Origin of the sequence: Rhodococcus sp. SMB37 (assembly GCF_004345605.1) — a bacterium.
GTDB lineage: Bacteria > Actinomycetota > Actinomycetes > Mycobacteriales > Mycobacteriaceae > Rhodococcus.
This window is the reverse complement of the sequence record NZ_SLVY01000004.1, coordinates 206,792-224,041: the sequence shown is the minus strand read 5'-3', so window position 1 is coordinate 224,041 and position 17,250 is coordinate 206,792. Positions and strand designations below refer to the sequence as shown.

Genomic DNA, 17,250 nt, shown 5'->3' with positions numbered 1-17,250 from the left:
CAGCGTCGGCCGAGTGCAGTCTCACTCCAGGATGGCACGCCTGATGGCGACCGGAGAGTCAGACCCGGATCTCGCGCCGCAACCCGCTGGCTCGCAGCACCTGACGCTCCACTCCCGCACGCACCGCTGCTTCCGTCCCCACGATCCGCACCTTGGACCGCGCACGTGTGATCGCGGTGTACAGCAGTTCGCGGGTGAGCAGGGAGGATCGTTCGTCGGGGAGGATCACCGACACGGTGCCGTACTGGCTGCCCTGGCTGCGGTGGATCGTCATCGCGTACACGGTCTGCACCGCCGACAGTTGGCTCGGATGAAGCACGAACGGCTGCTCGCCGCGTGCAAAGGCGGCGACGAGTTCACCGTCGTCGCGGCGCACGACGACACCGGTGTCGCCGTTGTAGATGCGGGCCTCGTGGTCGTTGGCCGTGACCAGCAGCGGCTGCCCCGGATACCACCGCTCGGGATCGAGCCGGCGACCCGTCGATGCACCGATCCATTCCATGGCCTGCCGCGCCCACCGCTGCACTCCGTACGGGCCGTCGCGGTGCGCGCACAGTAGACGGTGGGTCTCGAACTGTTCGAGAACTGCGTGGATGTCGCCGGTCAGAGCGGCTGCGGTGACCTCCTGGGCCGAGCCCACAACATCACGGCGCAGCGACTCGACGTCGTCGGGCCGGTGGAACGAGACCTCCGGCGCGTCACTGTTCAGGATCTCCATGGCCTTGTCGCCGTCGCCGTCACGCACCGCAACCGCCAGCCGCGCGATCTCACCGCCGAATCGGCGACCGCGGCTCAACCGCACGATTCCGCCCCGCAAGCGGTCGTGTTCGACAGGCCTGAAGGCGGCCTCGTCCGGATCGTCGGAGGCCTCGAGGTCGCGCGCCGCGGCCTTGATGAACACCGGGTTGACGTCGCCGGAGACCGGCCGCGCGATCAGGTCGGCGAGCACAGCACCGGCGTCGACGGAGGCAAGCTGGTCGGGGTCGCCGACCAGAACGAGGCGCGTATCGGGACGGACCGCTTCGAGCAGTCGGCACATCATTGTCAGCGACACCATCGAGGTCTCGTCGACGACGATGACGTCGTACGGCAGGTGATTGTCGGCGTGGTAGCGGAAACGGGTGCGGCCGCGTTGCCAGCCCAGCATGCGGTGCAGCGTCATGGCAGTGAGCCCCGGTGGCAACGGCAGCACCGACTCCTGCTCGCGTACAGATTCCTGCAGACGTGCCGCAGCCTTACCGGTGGGTGCCGCCAGTCCGATGCGTAGACCAGGGCCTTCCATCGTCTCGAGCAATGCGAGAATCCGCGCGACGGTGTGTGTTTTTCCGGTTCCCGGGCCGCCGGCGATCACGGTGGTGCGGTGCGTGGCGGCAAGCGCAGCCGCAACACGTTGACGATCGGGCGCCGGGGACGGCTTCGTGCGGTCGGACTGGTCGCGGAACAACTCGTCGAGTGCGACGGTGAGCCGGTCGTCGTCGACCGTCGGGAAGCCGTCGCCGCGTGCGGCGAGGACCTCCCGGATCGTCTGTTCCTGCCGGAAATACCGGTCGAGGTACAGCAACGGCCCTTCGTCGGTGTCGACGAGGCGCAGCGGTCGCAGCGACCCGCGGTCGCCGCCGATGACGAGCGGACTGCGCTGCAGGGCGCCGAGGACCTCGCCGTCGTGTGGCCACGGCAACGACTCCGGGTCGACCACCGGGTTTCCGTCCTCGTCCTCGTTGACGGTGACGTCGCGCAGCCGCGTCAGGTCGAGGCACACCGAACCGGAGCGCACGGCACGAACGGCGAGGGCAGTGGCCAGGTGCACGTCGGCGTTCGGTTCGCCTCCGAGGTTCGCAAGTCGCAGCGCAACGTGGACGTCGGCAGCGGCCAGTACCCCCGCCTCGTTGAACTCGCGCAGGGCGCCTTTGCCCCGCTGCGCAATTCGGGCTTCGATCACGGCAGTGCCCTTCCGGCGAGCAGATCCGACAGGTCGGTGACGAGCGCGGCGGGCGGCGTCCAGTCGAACACGCCGCTGCCGGGGGGACTGCCCGGTCCGGCCATACCGCGAACGAACAGGTACTGCGACCCACCGAGATGAGTCTCCGGATCGTACCCAGGCATGCGCCACCGCAGGTATCGGTGCAGCGCAACCGAATACAGAAGCGCCTGCATCGGATAGTGGGCACGGATCATCTCCGCTGCCATCGCGTCGCGGGTGTAGTGGCCCGTGGTCAGCTCACCGGGAGCGAGCCGGTTCGTCTTGTAGTCGACGACGACGAACTGCGGCCCGTCGACGCGCAGGACGGCATCGATGCTGCCCGTGAGGTATCCGCGCAGCGGCACCGGCTCGAGGGTACGCACGTGATCGGCGTACTCGAACAGCGGATCATCGGGTGTGAGGTGACGTCGGAGCAGGTCGGAAACCTGTCCCAGGGTGACGGTCACGGCAGCGGGTTCGTCACCTCCCGCGAGCGGCAACTCGAAGTCGAGTTCCGCGAGCCTGTCCTTCGGTGGGAAGTCCGCCAGCGTGCGCGCGAGTGGGCCGAGCGGGGTGTGCAGGACGGGCAGTAGCGCTTGCGCGAGCTCGTCGGGATCGATGTCGGACAGTCGCTGAGCCACCACGTCGCGACAGCATGCGGTGAGTTCGCCTTCGAGGTCGACGGCGGAAGTGTCGACGATTTCGAACACGGCGTGGACAAGGGTGCCGAAGACCGTGCCTCCGGGAAGGTGGTTCATGGTCGATGGGATCCCCTCCGCCGCGGGGTCGGGCGTCGCCAACGGCGGCTCCTCCGGCTCGTCGTCCTTCTCCGGTTCTTCGACCTCGCTGCCGACGCCGACACCGTCGTGCGCCGATGCGGTGAGCGCCGAATACGAGGTGCGCCGCCACGCGCCGTCGAGCACGCGGGTGAACCGTGCAGCGACCAGGGATGTTTCGTCCTGCTGCGGCTTCGACCAGGTGATCTCCTTCTTGCCGACGATTCCGGTGGCTTCCACGGAGATCAGACCGCCGGTGGCCTTCGCCCACGACGCAAACTGTTCGGCCATCACCGAATCGGCGGGAATGCCCGCTGCGGGCGCAACCTCGGCACTGCCGGGGTTACGCGCGAACAACACTCGGTGCAGCGGCGAGCAGGCGGTGCCGTAGGACGGCGCCCACCACAGAGTGACCTGACAGCAAGCACGGGTCAGTGCCACGTACAGAAGGCGCAGTTCTTCACCCGCTTCCTCTGCCTCGTGGGTGCGGCGCCGCTCGCCGTAGCCCGGGCTGCCCTCACCGCCGACGTCGAGGATCCGGCGGCCGTCCTCGTGCAACAGCAGTGTGTCGGGGTTCGGGTTCTTGGCGGCATCCCATGCGTACGGCACGTAGACGACCGGAAACTCCAGCCCCTTGCTGCCGTGCACCGTGAGGATCTGCACGGCAGCGTCGTCGCTGTCGAGGCGACGACTGCGGTCGGAGCTGCCGCGTCCTGGATCGTTCATCCGGTCTTCGAACCATCGCGTCAGCGCCGCAATGCCGAACGAGTCGGACGTGGCCGCATCGTCGAGCAGCTCCGCGATGTGCCGCAGGTCGGTCAGCTGCCGCTCCCCCGACACTGTTCGGAGCAGGCGCGCCTCGAGTTCGCCCACCGTGGCGAGACGTTCGAACAAGGCCGCGAATCCGGACTGCGCGAACACCAACGCGAGATCGCGGAGCACCCCACCGACCTGCGCGACCAGTTCGTCGCCGCGCGCCACGAGATCCTCCGCGGTGTATCCGAGCAGCGGGGTCAGCGCTGCGAGACGCACCCGATCCGTGCGGTGCGGTTGCTCGAGCGCCTGCAAGGTCCACAGCCACTGCTGGGCGGCGGGGGTGGTGAACACGCTCGTCCCGCCGGCGAGGACGCACGGCACACCCGTCCGTTGCAGCTCCTCGTACACGAGGGACACCTGCGCGTGCGTCCGCACGAGAATCGCGATGTGGCCGGGTTCCACCCGCTCCGGATGCCCGCCTCGTTCGATGGTTGTATTGCTGTCGAGCAGCGCCACCACATCGGCCGCGACGTCGCGCGCCACGTTGGCTCGCAGGGGCCCAACCGTCGGGTACCCCGACTTGCCCAGTGGTCCGGCGCCCGTGCGCGGCAGGTGACGCAGCCGCACCGGAGCCGTCCCGGCAAGGCGCGTTCCGTCGCGGGCGGCGTCGACCCGGTGCACGGCGATTCTCGGATCACCCAGTGCTGCACCGCCGTACACATGATCGAGCGCGGTGATCAGGTCGGCGTCGCTGCGCCAGTTGGTGGTGAGTTCGCGGTGCGCATCGGAGGTGTTCACCGCATCGAGGTAGCTCAGCACTTCGGCACCGCGGAAGGCGTAGATCGCCTGCTTCGGATCGCCGACCAGCACCAGAGTGCTGTGGCCGTGGAACGCCCGGTGGAGGATCTCCCACTGCTTGGGGTCCGTGTCCTGGAATTCGTCGACGAGGACGACGCCGAACCGGGCTCGGATCCGCCGGCATGCAGCCGCGCCGTGCTCGGGATCGCTCAGCACACGGTGCAGCAACGCGAGCTGGTCGTCGAAGTCACGCAGCCCCGTCGTCCGCTTCCGGCGTTCGACCTCGGCACGCACCTCCTGCGCGAATTCGACACGCTCCCCCGCCGGGGTTCCGTCGGCACTCGCAGGAGCGAGCGCCGCCTGCTGGTCGAAGATCGCCGCGCGGGCGGCGACCCTGGCCTCCACATAGGAGATGGGTGGCTCGATTCGCCCGTACCGACGCAGGTAGATGTCGGCGATGACCTCGATCGTGAGGTCCTCGACGTCTTCGACCACCGTGACGTGGGGTTCGCGCTCGCCGGCGATGCCGAGCTCGTCGAGCATCCGCTGGCAGAACCCGTGCGTCGTGGCGATGGTCGCGGCGTCGAAATCAGACAGGGCCTGCCGTAGGCGGGTACGGCGGTTCTCTACGTCGTGAGCGGCCAGATACCGGATCAGTCGGTCGCTTCCGGCCGCGGCGGCCTCCGGATCGGCGAGGGCATCGACCACCTCGGCGAAGCGAGCGCGGGTCCGTTCCCGAAGTTCCTGCGTGGCTGCACGGCTGAACGTCACGAGCAGTAGTTCGGACAGATCGGCGATGTCTTCGGCGACATACCGGGTCGCGAGGCCCACGATCGCGTAGGTCTTCCCGGTCCCGGCCGACGCCTCGAGGACCGTCGTCCCCGACGGAAGCTCCCCCAGGAGGTCGAAACCGGTCACGGCCGAGCTTCTTGCCTGTTCGGACACGATCCCACTCCCCATCACGGACGCCCCTGCTTCTCCGACGCCAGCAGCGGTTCCCACAACCGGCGTGACAGCACACCGAACCTGGTCGGGTCGTCGAACCAGGTGTGTTCGTCGGCGAGCGGTTCTGCTGCGGTGAGATCGCCGAACCCGACGCCGCTGCCGTACAGGTACTGCACGTGGCGGTCCTTCCCGTCTCCGAACTTTCCACCGAACTCGTTGCCGGCGGAGTCGAGTGCCATGTCGACGGAGCCACCGCGGGCGCGCTGCTCCGCATACGCCGCGGCCGCCCCGGTCGTCATCGGCAGCACCGCACCCACACCTCGGTCGCGGAGATCGACGAGTTGCAGGAGCAGTTCGTGGGCGTTGTCGGGCGCGACCATCGTCGAACGCCACGCCGGCATCCGACCGCGGCCGCGGCCGGTGGTCACGGCCTGCCACCTCCCGTCATGACCGGAGGCAGCGACGGCCAAGAGCTGGACCCATGCGGTGATCCGGTGCTTGGCAGCCAATTTCGAGAAGACGCTACGCGCGATCACGTTGCCGTGGACCCCGCCGACCGTGCCGGTGAGGCGTCGTCCGTTTCCGAGATCGACCATCGTATCGACGGTGGTGGGCCGACCACTGTGCACGGGTGCGCACGCGGAGACGAGAGTTTCGACCGCATGGGTGACGTCGTCGAGTGCGCTCTCACCGAGCGCGTACGGCGGGAGCGTCCCGCGGCGCCACTCCGCAGCCCGGAAGTCTGCTGCGGAGACACCGCCGAGCCGGGATTCGAGCATCCGGTCGCCGAGGTTCCAGCGAGCCAACGGGTCGAGATCGATGTCGAGCGCGTCGGCCGTGCCTTCGTCGAGTTCGGGAATCCGGATACCGAGCCGTTGCCGCAGAAATCCCTGAGCAGGATGCACGAGATACGACACGAGGTCGGCGAGGTCGAGATCGGCTCGCTGCTCGGACCGGGGCGAGTGGTTCGGTGACGGCACGAGATGCACCTGTGCGAGGGCGGGGGTCGCTTCCACCGTGACCAGGTTCTGCGCCGCGCGGGCACCGGCGAGCGCCGTCTCGTCGAAACTGAAGGGCGCATCGGGCAGGAAGTTCCGAGCATCGAAAGGCTGTAGCGGGTGATGGCGGACCACCGGATTCGCGTCGGCGTCTGCGACGCCGATCATCGTGGCGACCACATCGCGCACCTCGCTGAGCGGAATCGCGGGCGGCCGCGATGCCCCCGTGACCGGATCCGCGCCCGTGTAGAACAGCAGCACCTTCTCGCCCGCCGACATGATCGCGTCGAGCAACAACTGCCGGTCTTCGCTACGAGGGTCGCGCTCGCCGACGAGGGGATTCTGGGTGAGCACGTCGTCACCGTCGATGTGAGCGCTGCGGGGAAAGACATCGTCGTCGAGTCCGAGCAACACCACCACCCGATGCGGCACCGAGCGCATCGGCACCATGGTGCACACCGTCAGTTCGCCGGTGCGGAAGTTCGCCCGGGTGGGACGGCCGGCCAATCGACCGGCGAGCATCGCCCGCACATCGGCCAGTCGCAGCTCGGCATCTCCGCTGTGTTCGACGGCAGCACCGATCTCGCGATGTGCTTGCGCGCGTTGCCATGCGTCGGCAGCGGGAACATCCACCAGCAGGTCGAGTGCGTGCGTGAGCGCCTCAGCCCACTGCCCTGCATCCTGGGGCCGACGCAGAACCCACAACGCCTTGTCGAGCCGATCGACGTATTCGGCGAATCGCCCGGCGAGGTCGATGTCGTTGCTCTCGACGTCGTCGAGCGGCATAGCGAGGGCGAGCCATTCACTACCGGAACCGTCGGCGGTGACGCCGAGCAGGACCCGGTCCAGTGCCGTGCCGAAAGTGTTCTGCGGGAAGTCCGCGAGTCCGAACGCGCTGCGCTGACGCTTGCCCAGCCCCCAGCGAGCACCTGATTCGGCGGTCCATTCCTGCAGCCGCTCGAGATCGTCGTCGTCGAACGAGAACATGCGCCTCACGGGTGCCGACGCGGCGAGGTCGAGTGCATCGCTCGCCGTGACCCGCGCATCCGCGAGTTCGAGGAGTGCCGCGACGACGGACAGCACCGGGTTGGTGCGGCGCAGTCCGCGATCGGCGAGCCGGACCCTCAGACCGTGCCCCGGATGTCCACCGATGTCCTGGCCGAACGACGCCGCGACGAGCGGAGCGTAGGTGTCGACATCCGGGCACATGACGATGACCTCGCGAGGCTCGAGCGTCGGATCATCCTCGAACAGGTGCAGGAGGCATTCGCGCAGCACTTCGACCTGGCGGGTCGGCCCGTGGCACGCGTGGATCTGCACAGTGCCGTCGGCCTCGGCGGACGCCGCCTCCGGAGTGCGGTCTGCCCGGATGTCGGCCTGGACCCTGCCGAGCAGAGTGTCGGGGGGCGCGGGCACCTCGTGTTGTACCTCGACCGCACCGAGCCCGGACAGCCTGCCCTGGAGTTCGCGGACGTCGCGGGCAAGCGCGGCGAGAAGGGGATGGCCGACCAGATCGACGCTGCGATCGTCCGCACGCCGTAAGACCGGCTCGCAGACCGAGAGGTCGGCCCACATCCGAGGGCTCGCATGCGGCAGCCACAGGTGGACGTCTCGGCGGGCGCCCAGCGCAGCCAGCACCTCGAGTTGGACCCGGTTGAGACGGGTCGGCCCGAACAGCGACAGCCGATCCGGCAGGTCGACGATGTCGGGCTCTGCGCGCAGCCGCTGGCACATCTCGTCGAGCCTCTGAGCGGGGCTGTCGACACCGATGCGGTCGCGCAGGCGGCGCCACAGTTCGGCCTGCCACCGCAGGTGCTCGTCGAGCGGGGCCCCGGTGCCGTCGGTGTCGTGCCCGGCAGCCCAGTCGGTGAGCATGCGTGGCCGTTGCTGCCCGTAGCTGCGCAGGAGGTCGCGGACGTGTTCGGCGGTGGCATAGCGACGTCCGGCCCGGTGGTCGTCGGTGCCGTGGCCGAGGTGCCGTGTCAGCGCCGCACACCACGGGCGGCCGAGACTCTCGTCGATGACGTCGAGCAGCGCCCACAGCACGCGCGACGGATGCCAGGGATCATCGTCTGGGGTGGTACCCGCGGCCGCGGACAACGCGTCGTCGACGAGGCGGGACGGCGAAGGAAAGGCGATGTTCGCGGCGATGCCGTCGCCGGCGACAGCACCGAGCACCGTGGACAGCCGCTGTGTGAGCCACCGCTCTACACCGCGAGCCGGTACCGCGACAACCTCGCGAGCGAACGGGTCGGCGGGCGGGGTGGACAGAAGTTCGGCGAGTGCATCGGCCAAGGTATCGGTGCGCTCGGCACGATGCAGTCTGAGCACGCGTGGGCCCCCTCATGGGTCGTTCGATCCGTCGGCTACGGCTTACCACACCGAGCCGACAATCGCCGACCTGCGCATGTCCGAACGTTCGTCGGGGCTGCGTATTCTTCAGAACTGCGTTGTCTTCTTCAGGGCTAGGGGCTTTGCGCCGAACACCGCTACGACACGGCTGCCCGATACCGCCACCACATCTCCGGCCTGCAGCCGTTTCCGTGGATTCCGCACGGGAAGATGGTTGACGCACACAGCGCCTTCCATGAGGAGCGCCGCGGCCTCACCTCCGGAGGTGGCCAAGCCACTTTCCTGGAGGAAACCGAACAGCGAGTCGGGCACGAGTGCCTGCATGTCTTCGATGGTCGCGGGGCAATGCATCAACACGGTCACCGGCCGGTGATGATCAGATGAACTCGCAACGAACTGGGCTCACCCATGCAGGAGCGGATCGAGACGGGTGTTCTGGAACGAACGGATCAGCCATTGTCCATCCGTCTTCAGCGCGAGGCTCGTATTACGCGACAACGCCTCGTTGCTGCACTCCGTCTCGCCGTTCCAGAGAACGCACCCGGTGCGGATGATGATCGCCATGTCCGGGCGGGGGAAGGCGATGTTCTCGGAGACTTCTTTCAGTTCGGTGCCGCCGACATAGGTGTCGAAGTAGTACTGCATGCCCGACGCGATCTCGTCGTGACCGTGCAGCAGGTCGCCGCTGAAGGCCACCACATCGGCGTCGTGAGTGTGGATCGCGGCGTACGCGTCGCCGTCGCCGTTCCTCCATGCCTCGTGCTGACGCACCCGCAGGTCTTCTATCGCCTGGAGGTCGGAGGCGAGTTCTTGCGCTGCAGACGGCGGCGCCGCACCCGCGGTTGCAACACCACCGAGGAGCATCGCTACTCCGATCACGCACGCAGACAGTGCATTTCTCTGCTTCGACATCGCGAACCCCTTCGGCCGCCGGAGAATCTCGATGTCGATTGTGCGCCGCGCGACCCCCTGGAGACATCCGGGACAATACCCATTTCTGCCCCCAGATCACGTCATCCGGGAACCACCTCCGCCGGGAACATCGAACAGTGGGAGCTGATCACGCAGTGCCAACGCCGTGTATTCCGCGTGGTACCGCTCGCCGAGTTCGCGCGCCACGTGTGCGGGGCATCCGAGCTCGGCGCCGATCTGATCCCAGGTGCGACCGGCTTCGCGTTGCTCCCATGCGAAGCCGCCATCGTCATCCCACGGTGCCGACATGACCCGATACTGCTCCCGCTGCGCGCCACCTGCAACGACCGACAACGGCGTGTCGCATATCACAACCGGGTCAGCTTCCCCCGGGGGCGGATCAGCTCCGCAACCGAGCCCGCGCGTCTGCCTATACCCACCGCAGCGGCGATCGACCGGCCGAGAGTGTTCGACATCCCTCTCTTCGGCAACCTCGACAGCATGGGCGTCAACGCGCGCAGGTTCTCGAACCCCCTGGCGGTCACAGATTCCGAGCAGGAATCCGAGACCCTGACAGCCACAAGCTGATGCGTATCCAGTGCGCTGTGCCCCATCCCCTCGATGGGGACGAGGACCGCCCCGGGAACGAGAGCCACGATGCGTTCGGCGACAGGACGCGGTGTGCGCAGGTCGCGCTCACCCGACAGCACCGCTGTGGGCCAGGTGAACTCGGCGATCCGGGAGGGAAGGTCGAACGGTTCGGCGACGAACGACGGATGTGGTCCTGCCGCAGCGAAGATCGACTGCGGATCGAGCGGTTCACCATCGACCGGCAGACCGAACCCCAGTTCGCGGTACATGATGCCCCGCACGAGATCTGTTTCCGCGTAATAGGGCACACCCGCGCCGCCGACCTCGGATCGACCGAGCCGGCTCACCGTGTGCCATGTTCGACGCAGTTGTCCGCGAGTGCGTTCACGCAAGAGCGCACACAGCACATCGGGTCCGGCGAATTCGTAGGTGATCTGCACAATTTCGCTGATCTCGTCTTGCGGAAGGCGGGCATCGATCGCCTCCCGGACCGCGGCCGCGACCGGTGCGAGTCCCGGGTCGGAGCCTTCCAGAAGCAGTCGTCGACGGTGCGCACGCACCATCTCGAGATCCTGCTCGACGGACAGCATCGGAGAATCCAGGATCATGCCTGCGACACGCGTCGGGTGTCGCACCCCGAATCCCTGAGCCAGGTAGGTCCCGTAGGAGGACCCGTAGACGACTGCGCGCGGCACGTCTGCGTGGTCCAGGACTGCAGCGATATCGTCGACGACGCGCTCGATCGTGACCGCATCGCCCGGCAGGTCGTGTCCGCGTTCGTCCCGACGGGACAAGCCGACGCCACGATGCTCCATCATGATCACGTCGAGTCCGTCGCGAGCCGCGAGCGCGCGAATCCGCCGGTAGGGCACTGCGGACGCCAGTCCGGGCCCACCGGGAAGGATCAGAACCGGGATCCGACCCCGAGGACCGGTACGAACGTAGGTGAGGCGAAAACGGGTATCGGTACCGTCGCCGACGGGTCGGTCCACCCGATGCCCGTCCCGTTGTGCGATGCGGTGCGCGGCGCGCTCCGGTCCTGCTCGTCGAGCATCAGTAGGCGGCCTGGTAGTGCGTGATCGAAATCCCATGCCACCCCAACATACGGAAAGTGGGGCCGCCGGAACGGCCCCACCTCGTCACTCGGCGGCGAGCCAGTCGTTCAGTTCCTTCTGGTCTGCGTTGACGATGCTCTCGACCATCTGGACGACAAGACCCTCGACCTGACCGCCGACGACCGGAATCTTCACGGCGACTTCACCGGTGACCTCGACGACCGAACCGCCCGATGCAGACGGACGCAGCTCGGAGCGCCCTTCGATCGAGACTGGCAGGCTCGAGGAACCGCCGGTCATCGCGCCCTGTGCACGGTCGCCGTCGAGTGCGCTCCACTCATCTGCCCGATTCATCTCCAGCGGGCCGCGAAGAATGCCACGAACCACGGCGGGCAGGCCTGCCGGATCCATCCGCCCACTGATCTCGACACGAATCGTTCCGGGGCCGTCAGGAGCGGACACGGCGATCGAGCCGCCTTCGGCGTCGGCTCCGACGCGGCTCTTCCAGTACTCTTCGCTGGTCAGGGCAGCGTGCACCGCGTCAACGCCGTGCTCGAATTCGGTGGTGAAGGTAAATGCTTTCGACATGGCGGGAACAATAGCCCGCCCACATCACAGCTCCGCCACGGGATCACCGCTTCGACCCCGGCCCTCGTGACGCTTGCTCACCTTACCCCGAGAACCTCACAACAGGGCGGCGAGGACGGGTGCACCGACACCGATCGCCGCGGCCGCCGCGACCCCCAGGAGCGGAGAACCCGCAACGAAGGCCACTGCAAGGCCGCCGAGTACGACCATGATCACCAGAAGTACGACGCCTGCCGTCTTGCTCTCGGTCAGAGCCTGTTCCCGACTCGCGGTATCGATCCGTACGGGTGTTGCAGTCGCCATCGCTTCATCCCTGCTTTCGACTCATTCGACTGAGGGTTCGAGGCATCGTGTTCCCCGTCGTCGCGCCGTCCAAACACGGGCGACCGCGTTCTACCCGGCCGACCGGACCGCTTCCTCGTCGGGAGCAGTGAGCGCAAGTTCGGCGAGTTCATCGAGGGATAATGCGAGGACCTGCGCCAATGCGGCAACCGTCGCGAATGCGGGTGTTGCCATGCGGCCGGCTTCGATCTTGCGAAGAGTCTCGGGGGAGATTCCGGCCTCACTCGCGACCTCGGCGAGCGTGCGCGCGCCGCGCGCCGCGCGAAGACGGCCACCGAGGCGCCGACCGGCGGCAAGCTGTTCCGGGGTGAGCGGGAGACGAACCATACGCATGATCCTACACTGTAGTGGTATTAAAATACCGGTATTGTTGTTGTCGACTACGTCAGAAGGACTGCTGATGCTCGAGCTCAAAACACCCGGAGAAGTTGCCGCCATGCGCGTCACCGGTGCATTCATCGCCGACCTGCTCACCGACCTCACGAACAGGGCCGAGCCCGGCGTGAACCTCCTCGACCTCGAGAAGCGTGCCCGCGATCTCATCGCGGAGCGTGGCGCGGTGTCCTGCTACTGGGACTACTCTCCCTCTTTCGGGCGCGGCCCGTTCCGCAATGTCATCTGCTTGTCCGTCAACGATGCCGTGCTGCACGGACTCCCCCACGACTACACGTTGCGCGACGGCGATCTCCTGAGCATGGACATCGCAGTCTCGATAGACGGCTGGGTCGCCGATTCGGCACGAAGCATCGTCGTCGGGACACCGAGGGCCGAAGACCTACGGTTGATCGACGCGACGTGGCACGCGCTCGACGCAGGTATTGCGGCCGCGCTGCCGGGCAACAGGCTGGGTGACATCTCCGCGGCCATCGGCGCGGTCGCAGCCGAATACGGATACCCGGTCAACACCGAGTTCGGTGGACACGGCCTGGGTCGCACCATGCACGAGGACCCGCACGTCTCCAACACAGGCCGAGCAGGACGAGGCCTGATGCTGCGGCCCGGACTCACCCTCGCCCTCGAACCGTGGTTCGCGGCGGGAACCGACAAGATCGTGTACGACCCCGACGGTTGGACCATCCGATCAGCGGACGGATCACGCACCGCGCACAGCGAACACACCATCGCCGTCACCGACGACGTCGCGCAGGTCCTGACTCTTCCCGCCGCCTGACGGCTATGCAGTCACCTTCCGAACGAAGGTGATCGTGCGGTCGAGTGCATCGCGGGCGTCCTGAAGTGAGAGGTCGAACTGGTACTCGTGCCCCAGTTCGGGCTTGTGGTCGTCCGGGTAGAACACCTCGTCCACCGTGACACCGAGTTCGGACAGTTTGGCTGCCAGCGGTTTCGACTGATCGGCGGTGAGCGGATCGGCGTTGCCGCCGTTGATGAACGCCGCTGGAAAATTCTCCGTGACGACGAACAGACTCGACATCTGCCGTGCCGCCTGCGACGCCGCGAACTCACGGTCGCCGGTGTAGGCCCACAACGCCTGCTGGACTCCCCAACCGACCAGTCCTCCCGCGCCGTCCATGGCCGGCACGTTGTAGATACCGCAATTGAGCACGACACCACGCAGTGCATCCGCAGACAGCGCCGGTTCCAGCCCGAGGTCGCGAGCAACATCCGGACCGGTGATCGCTGCGGCGAGTTGCGCCGACAACTGAGCGCCCGCGGAGTCCCCGGCGAGCACGATTCGGTCCGGGTCGATATGGAGTTCCTCGGCGTGCGCGAGCAGGTATGCGTGCGCATCGTCGAGTTGGTGGACCGGTGTCGGATAGCGGTGCTCCGGAGCGAGCGAGTAACCGAGGGACACCACCGTGAATCCGGCATCGGCCAGTCGGCGGTAGTATCCGGCATAGTTGGTGCGGTTACCCGAAATCCATGCGCCGCCGTGCGTCCACACGATGGTAGGAAGTGCTTCCGTCGTACCGGGTGGCGTGTACACGTCGAGGTAAGCGTCGGGATCGCCGTCGCGGTACGCGATGTCGGCCACGAGATCCGTCGTCGGCGCTCCCTCTTCGAGGTTCGCCGTCGCCTCCTCGGCGCCGCGTTCGAACACCGCCCGCACTACGAGCGCGCCGGGAGTCGGGCTCAGCACGAACCCCGCAACCGCGATCACCAGCACCAACGCGAGGACTAGCACTGTCCACCTCAGAACGTGCCGTCGCGGACGTCGAGCCACAGTTCGCTCGGCTGTCATCGCAGTCTCCTGCCCCGAATGTGACCCCACGAGCAGGAGTCGCGCATCAACCGATCATTGCAGGAGAACTGCTCGGGCGCCGGACATACACGTCGGGATGCTATCGACAGGTCGCAGTTTCTCCACAGTGAGATCAGGGAGGTCCACCTACCACGGATCGCTCGAATGCCAACGCCGTGACGGCAGCACCGGAAGGCGACGTCCCCGTGCGCGCATCGCATCTACGCTCGAAACCTGCCGCTTCCAGCACACGACGCGAAGCCTCGTTCTCCGGAACCGTTCGGGCATCCAGCACGGACAGCCCCGCTTCTGCCGCGACTCGAACGATTGCAGCCAACGACTTGCGCGCCACACCGCGACCGCGCGCCCATGGTGCCAACCAGAACCCGACCTCGGCTCGCTCGCCACGAACATCGAACAACACGATGCTGCCGAGGAAGTCGTCGGAGGAGCGATCCGCGATCGCGAGGACGGCCAGAGAACCGTCCTCCAGTCCATCCGCGATGACCCCGTCGATCTGCTCCTCCACGATCGCGGGGGTGTAGTCGGACAATGGCAGATGCCCGTACAGGCGAACGTCCTCGTCTTCCGTGCCTGTCGCGAACGCACGCGCATCCCCGTGTTGCAACATTCGAATCCGGACGTCGTCCTCGACGCATGGGATTGCAGCCGCTATCTTCACGAACAATCCTCTTTCATCTCTGCCGCTCCTCCGATGTCTGAATCCGGCTGCTCTCTCGCACTGCCTCCTCGAGGATCCGCAGTGCTTTCGGACCCACCCCGTGGAGCGCCGCGAGTTCGGCCTTCGAACGGACTGCGACGTCGTCGAGCGTCACCACTCCGGCGCCGAGCAGGGCCTGTGTCGCGGGTTTCCCGATGGATATGGGCAGGTCGCTGTGGGTCGGCAATCTTCCCGAGTCGGCGTCGACCAGCGCGGCAGCCAGCCGTTTCGGGGCGCGGGAGATCCACGCCTGACGTACCAGCCCATTGAGCTCCTGCCCGTTGATGTCTGCGAGCGGTATCCGAATTCCGATCGCGGCGCCCCGCTGCACGAGCCGCTCGCCGGACGGATGACGTTCCAGCGCATCGACGATCACATTCTCGGGCAGCCGGAGTTGGACGACACCGCCGTCGGCGATCGAGACGAAGAGCTTGCTCCGCACCGAAAAGGTGATCGTTGCGGATTGCTTCCCCTCCTCCACCTCAGGAAGGTAGAGCGCTGCCTTTCGCACCTGTCGCGCTGTGGTCATGGGTCCGATGCTAGGGCTATCGGTGGCAGAGCGCGCCGATCCACAGCGCGATCGCCCGCTGCACCGATTGCCGATGTTCGGCGAACCGGGTGTCGGCGGCGAGCGCCCGCGACCCGTAGGTGAGATCGAATACCACTCCTTCGAGCAGGGTGATCAGGTCGCGCGCAGCGCCGTCCGGATCCCCGGCTCCCAGTGAGTCCATCAGGACCGTTGCGGCGGGTCGAGAAAAGAGACACGACGCCAGCGCTGCACGCAATTCGTCGTCGCCGGATGCATCGACCGCCAACGAGTACCTGGCGAGAACATCTCGGCGCCGGTCCACGATCAGCGTTTCGAGTTGGTCGGTGATCAGCGCACTGGCCTCCTCGACCGTCCGGAGCGGTACCGCGGGCAACGCGGCGCGGAAGGATTCGCTCGAACGCCGTGTCAGGTGGGCGATCGCGGCGGAGACCAAGGAGTGACGGGTTCGGTAGTAGTACGAGGTCGAACCTCGCGCGAGTTCGAGCCGGGTGTCGATACCCCGGTGTGTGAGTGCGTGATTTCCACCCTCTGCGACGAGATCCAGGGCTGCGTCACAGATGAGGTCTCGACGCGAGGAGCGGTGGGGCATGTCTCCATCCTTCCTGGCTCTACGATAGTAGAGTATCGGCCATGGGATGGTTCCGCCGGACAGCCCGAACAGTCCGACCTCACGGGGTGAGGCCTGAGGCATTCGACTCCGCCGCACAGAAACTCGGAATCACCCTGGATGCAGCGCAGCGACAGGCCGCACTCGAACTCTCGACCGTCGAAGGCGGCGTGTACCTGTGGGGGCCGGTCGGACGCGGTAAGAGTCGGCTGATGTCGATGTATTTCGATGCACTTCCTACCCACCGCAAGCGTCGGGTCCACTTCCACGAGTTCTTCCGCAGCCTGCACCCCACCATCCGACGCCACCGAAACAACCTCCCCGCTGCTCTCGACGAACTGCTCGACGGAGTGGATGTGGTGTGCTTCGACGAATTCCACGTCCACGATCCTGCTGACGGCAAGTTCCTCTCGCGTCTGCTGCCCGCACTCCTGCACCGTGGCGTCACAGTCGTCCTGACGTCGAACTATCCCCCGCGGGCCCTCATGCCGAATCCGTTGTTCCACGAAGATTTCGTCCCGACCATCGAGGTGATCGAACAGCATCTGACAGTCGTGGCGGTCGACGGTCCCGTCGACTACCGCACCGTGTCGAGTCACGACACCGGGTTTGCGGCCGGATCATGGATCGCACCGGACTCCGCACAGCCGCACCCCCAACCGGACGAAGCGGTGACAGTTACACCGGCCGGCCACCCCATCCGCCTCCGGCGCGGCGCCGGTGACACTCTCTGGATCGACTTCTCCGACCTGTGCGTCGACACCACCGCGCCGTCGGACTATCTCGCCCTGACCGAGAAGTTCCGGCATTGGGTCATCAGCGGTATCCCCGACCTACGCGCCGCAGGCCGGGAACCGTCTCAGCGTTTCGCGAACGCCGTCGACGTTCTCTACGACCGCGACATCACCACCACGTTCATCTCGGCGGTCCCACTGAGCGAGTTCACCGATGGCGCACTGCTCCCCCACGACATCGAGCGAATCATGAGCCGGCTCGGCCTACTCGACACATTGTCGACACTGGCCGAGCCGTGATCCGATACGTAAACTCACAGTCAGCACTTACCACAGCCCTACCCAACTGGGGACGGTGATCTACT

General features: G+C 66.8%; 16 protein-coding genes. 2 read left to right on the top strand and 14 right to left on the bottom strand.

What is annotated here, in order from left to right; genetic code table 11:
* Positions 1-58: 58 nt before the first annotated feature.
* The 10 genes from recD to EV641_RS08775 form a co-directional block, all read right to left on the bottom strand.
* On the bottom strand, positions 59-1,939 hold the full coding sequence (gene recD / locus EV641_RS08820) for an exodeoxyribonuclease V subunit alpha (protein WP_132471519.1): 1,881 nt from the start codon (positions 1,937-1,939) through the stop codon (positions 59-61).
* Positions 1,936-5,250: a UvrD-helicase domain-containing protein gene (locus tag EV641_RS08815; RefSeq protein WP_199233189.1), complete on the bottom strand. Its 3,315-nt coding sequence runs from the start codon at positions 5,248-5,250 to the stop codon at positions 1,936-1,938. The genes recD and EV641_RS08815 overlap by 4 nt, the downstream gene beginning before the upstream one ends.
* Entirely contained in the window at positions 5,250-8,564 is a 3,315-nt protein-coding gene (gene recC / locus EV641_RS08810; RefSeq protein ID WP_132471517.1) for an exodeoxyribonuclease V subunit gamma, read from the bottom strand. The genes EV641_RS08815 and recC overlap by 1 nt, the downstream gene beginning before the upstream one ends.
* Positions 8,565-8,672: 108 nt before the next feature.
* Positions 8,673-8,948, bottom strand: a complete 276-nt coding sequence (locus EV641_RS08805; protein WP_199233188.1) for an RNA-binding S4 domain-containing protein — start codon at positions 8,946-8,948, stop codon at positions 8,673-8,675.
* A 39-nt stretch (positions 8,949-8,987) separates the two neighbouring features.
* Complete coding sequence (locus EV641_RS08800) at positions 8,988-9,497, bottom strand: SgcJ/EcaC family oxidoreductase (protein ID WP_132471516.1); 510 nt, start codon at positions 9,495-9,497, stop codon at positions 8,988-8,990.
* 96 nt (positions 9,498-9,593) lie between these two features.
* Positions 9,594-9,806 (bottom strand): hypothetical protein, encoded by a 213-nt coding sequence (locus EV641_RS08795; RefSeq protein ID WP_132471515.1) that lies wholly within the window; start codon positions 9,804-9,806, stop codon positions 9,594-9,596.
* 59 nt (positions 9,807-9,865) lie between these two features.
* Positions 9,866-11,080 (bottom strand): alpha/beta hydrolase, encoded by a 1,215-nt coding sequence (locus EV641_RS08790; protein ID WP_158289138.1) that lies wholly within the window; start codon positions 11,078-11,080, stop codon positions 9,866-9,868.
* A gap of 147 nt (positions 11,081-11,227) precedes the next feature.
* The gene (locus EV641_RS08785; protein ID WP_132471513.1) at positions 11,228-11,731 is read right to left on the bottom strand and encodes a DUF2505 domain-containing protein; all 504 of its coding nucleotides are present in this window, start codon (positions 11,729-11,731) and stop codon (positions 11,228-11,230) included.
* Between the two features lie 96 nt (positions 11,732-11,827).
* Complete coding sequence (locus EV641_RS08780; RefSeq protein ID WP_132471512.1) at positions 11,828-12,034, bottom strand: hypothetical protein; 207 nt, start codon at positions 12,032-12,034, stop codon at positions 11,828-11,830.
* A 90-nt stretch (positions 12,035-12,124) separates the two neighbouring features.
* Positions 12,125-12,400, bottom strand: a complete 276-nt coding sequence (locus EV641_RS08775) for a helix-turn-helix transcriptional regulator (RefSeq protein ID WP_132471644.1) — start codon at positions 12,398-12,400, stop codon at positions 12,125-12,127.
* Positions 12,401-12,473: 73 nt separating this feature from the next.
* Between EV641_RS08775 and map the strand changes: the two genes are divergently transcribed.
* Positions 12,474-13,244 carry a type I methionyl aminopeptidase gene (gene map / locus EV641_RS08770; RefSeq protein ID WP_132471511.1) on the top strand — a complete coding sequence of 257 codons (771 nt, stop codon included), beginning with the start codon at positions 12,474-12,476 and terminating at the stop codon, positions 13,242-13,244.
* A gap of 3 nt (positions 13,245-13,247) precedes the next feature.
* Here the strand turns inward: map and EV641_RS08765 are convergent, their stop codons facing one another.
* The 4 genes from EV641_RS08765 to EV641_RS08750 form a co-directional block, all read right to left on the bottom strand.
* A complete protein-coding gene (locus tag EV641_RS08765; protein WP_132471510.1) occupies positions 13,248-14,273 on the bottom strand; it encodes an alpha/beta hydrolase in 1,026 nt (341 codons plus the stop codon).
* 133 nt (positions 14,274-14,406) lie between these two features.
* Positions 14,407-14,955, bottom strand: a complete 549-nt coding sequence (locus tag EV641_RS08760) for a GNAT family N-acetyltransferase (RefSeq protein WP_241996976.1) — start codon at positions 14,953-14,955, stop codon at positions 14,407-14,409.
* 13 nt (positions 14,956-14,968) lie between these two features.
* Entirely contained in the window at positions 14,969-15,523 is a 555-nt protein-coding gene (locus EV641_RS29695; protein WP_132471509.1) for a hypothetical protein, read from the bottom strand.
* A gap of 16 nt (positions 15,524-15,539) precedes the next feature.
* Positions 15,540-16,133: a TetR/AcrR family transcriptional regulator gene (locus EV641_RS08750; protein WP_132471508.1), complete on the bottom strand. Its 594-nt coding sequence runs from the start codon at positions 16,131-16,133 to the stop codon at positions 15,540-15,542.
* A 41-nt stretch (positions 16,134-16,174) separates the two neighbouring features.
* Between EV641_RS08750 and zapE the strand changes: the two genes are divergently transcribed.
* Positions 16,175-17,185, top strand: coding sequence for a cell division protein ZapE (zapE, locus tag EV641_RS08745; protein ID WP_132471507.1), 1,011 nt, complete (start codon positions 16,175-16,177; stop codon positions 17,183-17,185).
* Positions 17,186-17,250 lie beyond the last annotated feature (65 nt).